The organism is Kordia sp., assembly GCF_965224175.1.
In the GTDB taxonomy this organism is placed as follows: Bacteria; Bacteroidota; Bacteroidia; order Flavobacteriales; family Flavobacteriaceae; genus Kordia.
Genome location: NZ_OZ245041.1, coordinates 4,387,601 through 4,397,823, shown reverse-complemented (window position 1 = coordinate 4,397,823; position 10,223 = coordinate 4,387,601). Strand labels below are relative to the sequence as shown.

At 34.5% G+C, this 10,223-nt stretch carries 8 protein-coding genes and 1 tRNA gene; all 9 read right to left on the bottom strand.

The window, feature by feature from the left end:
- Positions 1-97 precede the first annotated feature (97 nt).
- Positions 98-171, bottom strand: a tRNA-Arg gene (locus ACOQOS_RS19085).
- Positions 172-224: 53 nt separating this feature from the next.
- A complete protein-coding gene (locus ACOQOS_RS19080; protein WP_420572071.1) occupies positions 225-674 on the bottom strand; it encodes a GatB/YqeY domain-containing protein in 450 nt (149 codons plus the stop codon).
- A gap of 101 nt (positions 675-775) precedes the next feature.
- Complete coding sequence (gene ftsZ / locus ACOQOS_RS19075; RefSeq protein ID WP_420572070.1) at positions 776-2,716, bottom strand: cell division protein FtsZ; 1,941 nt, start codon at positions 2,714-2,716, stop codon at positions 776-778.
- Between the two features lie 22 nt (positions 2,717-2,738).
- A complete protein-coding gene (ftsA, locus tag ACOQOS_RS19070; RefSeq protein WP_420572069.1) occupies positions 2,739-4,094 on the bottom strand; it encodes a cell division protein FtsA in 1,356 nt (451 codons plus the stop codon).
- Between the two features lie 3 nt (positions 4,095-4,097).
- Positions 4,098-4,817: a cell division protein FtsQ/DivIB gene (locus ACOQOS_RS19065; RefSeq protein ID WP_420572068.1), complete on the bottom strand. Its 720-nt coding sequence runs from the start codon at positions 4,815-4,817 to the stop codon at positions 4,098-4,100.
- Positions 4,818-4,859: 42 nt separating this feature from the next.
- Positions 4,860-6,206, bottom strand: coding sequence for a UDP-N-acetylmuramate--L-alanine ligase (gene murC / locus ACOQOS_RS19060; protein ID WP_420572067.1), 1,347 nt, complete (start codon positions 6,204-6,206; stop codon positions 4,860-4,862).
- A 2-nt stretch (positions 6,207-6,208) separates the two neighbouring features.
- The gene (gene murG / locus ACOQOS_RS19055) at positions 6,209-7,315 is read right to left on the bottom strand and encodes an undecaprenyldiphospho-muramoylpentapeptide beta-N-acetylglucosaminyltransferase (RefSeq protein WP_420572066.1); all 1,107 of its coding nucleotides are present in this window, start codon (positions 7,313-7,315) and stop codon (positions 6,209-6,211) included.
- A gap of 138 nt (positions 7,316-7,453) precedes the next feature.
- The gene (locus ACOQOS_RS19050; protein ID WP_420572065.1) at positions 7,454-8,653 is read right to left on the bottom strand and encodes an FtsW/RodA/SpoVE family cell cycle protein; all 1,200 of its coding nucleotides are present in this window, start codon (positions 8,651-8,653) and stop codon (positions 7,454-7,456) included.
- Between the two features lie 164 nt (positions 8,654-8,817).
- Positions 8,818-10,158: a UDP-N-acetylmuramoyl-L-alanine--D-glutamate ligase gene (gene murD / locus ACOQOS_RS19045; protein WP_420572064.1), complete on the bottom strand. Its 1,341-nt coding sequence runs from the start codon at positions 10,156-10,158 to the stop codon at positions 8,818-8,820.
- Between the last annotated feature and the right edge of the window lie 65 nt (positions 10,159-10,223).

Below are 10,223 nucleotides of genomic sequence, written 5' to 3'. Positions count from 1 at the left end.
ATAACTAGATTATAAGAGTACCTTTTTTCAAGTTCTAAACAGTTAAAAGATCGTTAATAAAAACAAATAACTCACTGTATTTCAGTGAGTTATTTTGCGACTACGGTAGGATTCAAACCTACGACCGTTGGAGCCGAAATCCAGTGCTCTATTCAGCTGAGCTACGTAGCCTTTATGTTCCCGCGCAAACGGAAAACTTATTAAATAAATTAAAGTTGAAAATATTAGTTAGACAGTTTTGCCTTAACTATAGTAGAGATTGTTTTTCCATCTGCTTGTCCAGATAGTTCTTTAGAAACGATTCCCATCACTTTTCCCATGTCTTTCATTCCTGAAGCACCAATGTTATCGATAGTCATCACGACTACTTTTTCTATTTCTTCTTCTGATAATTGTTCTGGTAAAAACTGGCTAATCACTTCTGCTTGATCAATTTCAGGAAGTGCCAAATCTTTTCTGTCTTGTTCTAAATAAATTGCAGCGCTATCTTTTCGTTGCTTCACTAATTTTTGAAGTAATTTAATTTCGTCTGCTTCCGATAAATCTTCACCAGTTCCACTAGTTTTTGCTAGTAATAACTCTGATTTTACAGCACGTAAAGCTGCTAAAGCCGTTTGATCTTTAGCTTTCATTGCCGTTTTCATAGCTGTCATTATATCTTGTTGTAATCCCATGATTTTTCGTTTTTTTGGTGTAGCGAAGATAAAAAATTAAACCCGAAAATAGAACAGCAATTTCCGGGTCTAAAAAACATATATAATAGTACTAAATCTAATTAGTCAACGTTGTCGTGCAAGAAAGAGTTATTACTTCTCAATTGCATATCATCATTACTATCCGTACCTAAACTGGTTCGGGAAGCATTGTTGTCTGCCGATTGCGCATCATTGAGTTCAATTCCTGCTCTTTTATAAGCTGGTTGTTTTTCAATTTCGTCAATACGAGAGACATTATTATTGAATTTATAATTAAATTCTTTTAGTTTCTTTCTACGTTCGTCCGCTCTATTTTTCAAACTCTCTTCAATTGTACTATTGAAAGGATCTACTTCATCAGTATTCTTGATTTCGTCTGTCGGACTTTCCACTACTTTTTTCTCAAAAACTATACCATCTTCAGCTGCTTGAGGAATATTTTTTTCATTGGCAGCTTCTTCTTCCATATAATCATCTAAACTATAACGCGTAACACCTTTGTCATGAACTTCTGTCACAGGAATTACTTCTACATGATCATTTACCTCTATTGTGTTTACATCCTCAGAAGTAAGTTCGAATTTCACTATACTTTCTTCTGATTTTGGTGTTTCTTCCACTACAGGATTTGCCAATGGCATATCGAATGTAAATGCAATCTGATTTTCATCTTCTTCCTCTTTCTCATCAGCAATTACAAATTCAGGTTCATTTACTTCAATTCCTTTGATTTTATCGGTCATTGTAGTTATGATAAACTCTTCAGCTGCTGGCTGCGCTTTTACTTCTTCATAAACAACAGACATATTTTTAAGAATTTCTGTCGTAGGAATCAGATTTAGCGTTGCTGTATCATCAACTAATGTATGACGAATTACTTCGTTTTTCTTTGGCTGAACTTCTGCAGGTTTCTGCGGAATAGGATTTGGAGTAACTACAGCCGTTGGTTTTGTTGTTAAATTCTGTACCGCAGGTTGCTCGTCTTCTAATGTATGAATTACCTTTTTCGATTCAGTATTTACGATTTCATCTTGCTGATCTACATCAAAACCAGTTGCGATAATTGTAACTGATATCGCATCTTCTAATGTTTCATCTTCTCCAACACCCATGATGATATTTGCTCCACCACCAGCTTCATTCTGAATATGATCATTGATTTCTCCGATTTCATCAATCGTAATTTCTTCTGAACCAGAAACGATAAGCAACAATACGTTTTTAGCTCCTGCAATTTTATTGTCATTTAATAATGGAGAATCTAAAGCTTTCATAATTGCTTCGTTTGCACGATTTGCGCCAGAAGCATTTGCCGATCCCATGATAGCAGTTCCACTATTAGATAACACAGTTTTAGCATCACGCAAGTCAATATTTTGTGTATAGTGATGCGTTATTACTTCAGCAATTCCTCTTGAAGCTGTAGAAAGTACTTCATCTGCTTTAGAGAATCCTGCTTTAAATCCTAAGTTTCCGTAAACTTCTCTTAGTTTGTCGTTATTGATTACAATTAGCGAATCTACATGCGAACGTAGTTTTTCAACTCCAATTCGCGCTTGTGCATTACGCATTTTCCCTTCAAACTTAAAAGGAATTGTCACAATACCAACAGTCAATATATCTTTGTCTTTGGCAAGTTTTGCAATTACTGGAGCAGCTCCAGTTCCTGTTCCTCCGCCCATTCCGGCAGTAATGAACACCATTTTTGTATTGGTATCTAGCATTGTACCGATATCATCAATACTTTCTAATGCTGCTTTTTCTCCAACTTCTGGATTGGCTCCTGCGCCTAATCCTTCTGTCAAAGAAACTCCTAATTGTATTTTATTGGGTACGGCACTGTTTTGTAAAGCTTGCGAATCTGTATTACAGATTACAAAATCTACACCTTTTATTCCTTGTTGGAACATGTGATTGATAGCGTTACTTCCGCCACCGCCTACACCGATCACTTTGATTACATTTGATTGGTTTTTTGGCAAATCAAATGAAATGTTTCCGAATTCTGTGTTGCTACTCATAATTCTTTAACTGTTTTTTTTATTATTCTGCGTTATCTAAAAAATCTTTCAACTTATCGGCCCATTTTTCAAAGATCGACTTGCGTTCTTTTTTTGGTTCCGATTGTATTGGAGCACTGTTATTGGTATGTTCTTCGTTATCTTCAATAGACGTTTCTTCGTCTGAAATTGTTTCTGTAGGTTGTTCCACAACTTCTTCTTCGATGACAACTTTTGATTGGTTTTCAATTGCATTCATTACTAATCCAACAGCCGTTGCATATAATGGACTCGCCATTTCTGCATCTGAATCACCTGCTAAATGTTCGTTAGGATAACCGATTCTGGTATCCATTCCAGTAATGTATTCTACTAATTGTTTTAAGTGATTTAGTTGGCTTCCACCACCTGTCAACACAATTCCTGCAATTAGTTTTTTCTTTTGTTCTTCATGTCCATAGTTTTTGATTTCTAAGTACGCTTGTTCTATGATTTCAACTACACGAGCATGAATTATTTTTGAGAGATTTTTTAAGGTTATCTCTTTTGGTTCTCTTCCACGTAATCCAGGAATTGACACAATTTCATTGTCTTTATTTTCTCCTGGCCAAGCAGAGCCAAATTTTATTTTTAGTAATTCTGCTTGTTTTTCGATGATAGAACAACCTTCTTTGATATCTTCTGTAATTACATTTCCACCAAACGGAATTACCGCCGTATGACGAATGATTCCATCTTTAAAAATGGCTAAATCTGTAGTTCCTCCTCCAATATCAATTAAAGCCACTCCGGCTTCTTTTTCTTCTTGACTTAATACAGCATTGGCAGAAGCTAAAGGCTCTAACGTGATTCCTGCCAAGCCTAATCCTGAGCTTTTTACACAACGACCAATATTACGAATAGAAGATACTTGACCAACTACTACATGAAAGTTTGCTTCCAAACGTCCACCGTACATTCCTATTGGTTCTTTGATTTCTGCTTGCCCATCTACTTTGTATTCCTGCGGAAGCACATGAATAATTTCTTCACCAGGAAGCATCACCAATTTGTATACTTGGTTAATTAGTAAATCAATATCTTCATCATCAATAACTTCATCTGCGTTGGTACGCGTAATGTAATCACTGTGTTGTAAACTACGAATGTGCTGTCCTGCAATTCCAACAACAACTTCGCTTATCTTAAAATCAGACACACTTTCCGCTTCTTGAACTGCTTGCTGAATAGATTGTATCGTTTGCGTAATATTATTTACGACACCACGATGTACTCCGAGACTCTTGGATTTTCCAACTCCAAGAATTTCTACTTTACCGTATTCATTTTTTCGCCCAATCATTGCCACGATTTTCGTGGTTCCTATGTCTAATCCTACTGCGATGTTATTGTTTTCCATGACTTATTTTTTGGTGCACACTACTTGATTAGTATATTTTAAATCAACTTTCGCATAATTATTCAGCATTTTATCTTTGGTTGCTTTCTTATAAAATGCTTTCAAATTATTCACCTTCTTTTCAATATTTTCAATGTTTCCAAATAGCACTACAAAATCATTCTTTCTTAATTTCAGATTGAATGTTTTGTTTTCGTTTTGTACTATGGTGATCACGTTCTTTTTCAGAAAGTCATCATTAGCGATGTATGTTGCTAATACATACACATTTTTCAACTCTTTTTTATCTACTTTTCCTTCCACAAATGGAACACGAGCAGCCGAAACTGTAGACAAAGGCATCGCCTTCCCTTCAGAATCGATGTAATAAGAGTCTTTTTTTGCGATACGTGCTATTGGTGTTCGCTGTTTTATTTTTGCACCAAGAGTCCCATTTACAGACAGATACACTTCTGCATCTTGAATCATTTCGTTCGCGCGTAAACGTTCCTCTAGAACATCCAAATCTAATTGATCTTTTCGTATGTTCGTAACACTATCGTTATTTTGTATTAACAATTTATTAACCATTGTACGAGTGATAAAATTTAGGTCTCCATCAAGGAATTTTATATCTGGTTTTTCAATCACACGCGTAGCATTTCTATTTCCTGAAAAGGCATATAAAAATATCAATATTGCGGCAATTGCAATTCCTTTTATAAGGTTCCAATTAATTTTCACTCGGTTGTTTTTTTATAATTATAAATTAATTAATAGTTGTTTTTAAACGATTAATGCATTTTTAATCTTCACAACTTCTTCTCCTATATCTCCAGCACCAACAGTGAGTAAAACGTCTGTTTTTACAGTAGTGATATAATTGATTAAATTTTCTTTAGTAATTAACTGCTTTTGATCGTTTTTTATTTTATTTAATAACCAGCTAGATGTTATTCCTTCCATTGGTTTTTCTCTTGCTGGATATATATCTAGTAAGATGATTTCATCAAATTGTGCTAAACTTTCCGCAAATTCATCTGCAAAATCTTTTGTCCTACTAAAAAGATGTGGCTGAAATATCGCCGTTACTTTTTTAGCTGGATACATTTCTCGAACTGCTTGATGCAATGCATTTACTTCTGTAGGATGATGTGCGTAATCATCAATAAATACAAAATCTTCTGTTTTGATTTGATACGAGAATCTTCTTTTTACTCCTTTAAATGTTCCCAAAGCTTTGGCGAGGCGGTCGGTTGGGGTTCCTACTGTATCCGCCATCGCGAAAGCTACTAGACCGTTTAACAAGTTGTGTCGTCCGGGTACATAAAACTGTACATCTTCAACAATTTTTGAAGGTGTAACAATATCAAATACATAAGCACCATCTTCAATACTTATGTTTTTTATATGATAATCAGATGTTTCTTTGAACCCATATTTGATTCCATCTAATTCTAAATCTTCTTGTACAAATAGTTGCCCATTGGGTTTGATGCATTTTGTAAATTCGATAAACGATTCATGCAATGCTTTTTCTTCACCATAAATATCTAAATGATCAGCATCCATGGAGGTTATGCAAGCAATATCAGGTGAAAGCTGTAAAAATGAGCGATCAAATTCATCCGCTTCTACTACTGTAATTTCATTCCCTTTTAGGATTAAGTTAGAATTGTAATTTTCTGCAATTCCTCCTAAAAAAGCCGTTACATCAGCGCCAGATTCAGCCAATAAATGTCCTAAAATGGTGGATGTTGTAGTTTTTCCGTGCGTTCCTGCAACTCCAAGACAATAAGTATCTTTTGTAATTAACCCAAGAACTTCAGCTCTTTTGTAGATTTTGAAATCGTTTTTACGAAAGTATGTCAATTCTGTATGTGAACTCGGTATTGCCGGCGTGTAAATGACAATTGTATTTTCTGCATTGAGATATGCTTTCGGAATTTTAGCAACATTATCATCTGTAGAAACTTGAATACCTAAATTTTCTAGTGCGTCAGTGATTACAGTTTTCGTTTTGTCATAGCCTGCCACATTTTTATTGTTGAATTTAAAATAGCGTGCCAAGGCAGACATCCCGATTCCTCCGATACCTACAAAATAAACGTTATGTATATTTTTTAATTCCACTCTTAGTTATTCAATAATTTTTCTACTTCATCTACGATTTTTGAAGTCGCATTTGGTAGTGCTAATTCTTTTATTTTTTCTCCTAAATCTGCTTGTGTTACTTCAGATTTGATTAATTCTTCAAAACAGGCTTCAAATTGTTCATCTAATTCTTTTTCTCGAATTAAAATTCCTGCATTTTTTTCAGTAATTGCTAATGCATTTTTCGTTTGATGATCTTCTGCTACATTTGGTGACGGAATGAAAATTACTGGTTTTCCAACAATACATAATTCCGATACAGAACTCGCTCCAGCTCTTGAAATAATTACATCTGCAGCGGCATAAGCCAAATCCATTTTATTTACAAATTGATGCACTTGCACATGCTCCAACTTATTGTGTTTTTTATATTGTTCGTAATAGAATTTTCCACATTGCCAGATCAATTGCACGTTTTGATTTTTGAAAAAATCAAGTTCTTTTTCAATGAGTTGATTGATTCTTCTAGCTCCTAAACTTCCTCCAATGATTAAAACAGTTTTTATGTTTTCTTTGAGTTGAAAGAATGTTTTTGCTTCAGTTCTTTTACTTTTTATTTCTAGTAAATCTTGTCGAACAGGATTCCCTGTTTTTATAATTTTTTCGTTCGGAAAGAAGCGCTCCATATTGTCATATGCTACACATATTTTTTGCACTTGCTTTCCTAGTAATTTATTTGTGATTCCTGCATATGAATTCTGTTCTTGAATTAATGCTGGCACTTTTTTACCCGAAGCAACTTTTAATAATGGACCACTTGCAAATCCTCCAGTTCCAATGACTACGTCTGGTTTGAATTTTTTTACAATTTTTCGTGATTTCCATAAGCTACTTATCAACTTGAACGGAAACATCATATTTTTTAATGATAAGCTTCGTTGCAAACCTGAAATCCACAAACCTTCAATTCTGTAACCAGCTTGTGGTACTTTTTCCATCTCCATTCTATCTTCTGCACCCACAAATAGAAATTCTGAGTTTGGATATCGTTTTTTTAATTCGTTTGCAATTGCAATCGCAGGATAGATATGTCCTCCTGTTCCACCACCTGAGAGTATGATTTTATATGATTGCTCTTGTTTGTTCATGTTCTTTGTTGATTCGTCTATTCGTTTGTTTGTTTTTGCTCTTTATTTTAAACTTCTGGCTTTTTACTGACTCGTTAATCTGTCAATTATTCTTTTGTTATCTTAGTTTTCTTTGAAACATTCTCAATACTTCGTGTATCAAATTGTTTCACTTAATACCGCTAATGGGTTTTCGTCTTTTTCTTTTTGCTCTAATATTTCTTCTCGCTTCTTGCTTACACTTAGCACAACTCCTATCGCCAAACAAGTCATCCAAATAGAAGTTCCACCACTACTTATTAGTGGCAAAGTTTGTCCTGTTACAGGAAATAACTCTACCGCAACTGCCATATTTATTAACGCTTGAAATACAATTGGCAATCCGACTCCTATTGCGAGAAGTTTTCCAAATATGGAATCTGATTTATGTGCTACAATGACGATTCTAAATAGCAATAGCATGTATAAAAAGAGTAACGATAAAGCGCCTACTAAACCATATTCCTCTACTATAATTGCATAGATAAAATCTGATGAACTTTGCGGCAATAGATTTTTCATTACACTTTTTCCTGCTCCAACTCCTACTACACCGCCACTAGCAATGGCAATCTTTGCTCTTTCTATTTGATAGTTTGCTTCTTTATTACTTTTATCACCACTCCAATAGTTGCTTACACGATTTTCCCACGTTTGAATTTTCACTTGAATTGGTCCTGGAATCATTCTACCAATACCAATGAATAGTAGTAATCCTGCAAATCCTGTTCCCACAACCATTAAGAGATATTTCCATGGATAACCTCCCAAGAAACATAACATTAATACCATTGAAAAAATGATGGCTGCGGTAGAGAAGTTTGCCGGTAATATGAGTCCAACTACTAAAAAAACAGGTATCCACAACGGCAATATTGTTTCCTTAAAAGTCACTTCTTTATCTTTGATTCGCGATAAGTATCTTGCCACATATATCATTAATACCACATTTGCCAGTGTTGATGTCTGAAATCGTATTCCCACAAAAGGAATTCGCATCCAACGACTTGCGTTTGCTCCTCCAATGGTTGTTCCTTGCGCTAGCGTATAGACCAAGAAGAGCAATATTATTGGCAACATTATGAGTGACAATCCTCTGAAATAATGATAAGGCATTTTATGTACTCCATAAATAATGGCGAAACCTAAGAATAAGTGTGACGCATGTTTTATAAGGAATTTTAATGTATTTCCATCTCCATACAGATACGCCAAGTTACTACTAGCACTGTATACTGGTAAAAACGAGAATAACGCCAACAAGGCAACTACTGCCCAAAGCGCTCTATCTCCTTTTATGTTTTTAAAGATGGTATTCATTATTTGTTGTTTATTCGTTTTTTGTTTTTTTGTGAATTTGTTTTTTGACTATTTGTTTATTCGTTGATTTGGCTTTTTGTTTTTATCAACTCAACATTATTTTTTATTTATAAAAACTTAGCTTGCACAAACTCATAGCTCAATACTCACCATTCACAACTACACTATAAACTTCTTACTGCTGCTTTGAATTGCTTTCCTCTTTCTTCATAGTTTTCGAATAAATCGAAACTTGCGCAAGCTGGCGATAATAATACGTTATCTCCTTTTTCAGCGATCTTGTGTGCAATTTTTACTGCTTCATCCATTGAAGTTGTTTCTACCATTAAATCAGTAACTCTACCAAAAGATTCAATGATTTTTGAGTTATCAACTCCTAAACAAACTATTGCTTTTACTTTTTCGTGTACTAACGGTAGTAAATCAGCATAGTCGTTTCCTTTGTCAACTCCTCCAACAATCCAAACTGTTTGTGTTGTCATACTTTCTAATGCATAATATGTTGCATTGATGTTTGTTGCCTTAGAATCGTTAATGTATTGTACATTTTGAATTTTTAAGACTTTTTCAAGGCGATGTTCTACACCTTGAAATCCTGACATACTTTCTCGTATGGTTTGTTTTCTAATGTTTAATAATTGTGCAACAGCAGAAGCTGCCATTGCATTTTTTACGTTGTGTTTACCTTCTAGTGCTAGCGAGTCCGTAGGCATAGTTATTGTCTTATTTTGTATCGTTAGTATTATATTTTCATTTTCTATGTATGCGCCATTTTCTACTTTACTTTTGAGAGAGAATGGTATTAATGTGGATTTTACAGGATGTTTTTTCATCCAATTCACCACGACTTCATCATCTGCATCGTAAATGAGATAGTCTTCTTCTGTTTGGTTCATCGCAATTCTAAATTTGGATGCGATGTAATTTTCAAATTTGTAATCGTATCGATCTAAATGATCAGGTGTAATATTTGTAATGATAGCAATGTGTGGCTTGAAATTTATGATTCCATCAAGTTGAAAACTACTCAACTCTAACACATATTTATCATAGGATTGTTCTGCCACTTGTTTTGCAAAACTGTCTCCCATGTTTCCTGCAACACCAACATTTAATTCACCTTGTTTTAATACGTGATGCGTTAACATTGTTGTTGTGGTTTTTCCGTTGCTTCCAGTAATACCGATTATGGTTGCATTGGTATATTGTACTGCAAATTCTATTTCAGAAATCACAGCAATTCCTTTTGCTCGCAATTGTGTTACTAAAGGAATCGTATCTGGAATTCCTGGGCTTTTCATCACAACGTCAGCATTAAATATTTTTGCTTCCGTATGCTGTTTTTCTTCCCAATCGACTTCAATCTGATTCAGAACGTTTTTGTAATGCGTTTTGATTGCTCCTTTGTCTGAAACAAATACTTCATAGCCTTTTTGCTTTCCTAATATTGCTGTTCCCACACCACTTTCTCCACCGCCTAATATGACTAATCGTTGTTTTTGCACTACTTTTTTATGTTATTCGATTGTTTGCTTTTTGTGGATTTGTTTTTCTCACTCAAAACTCACAA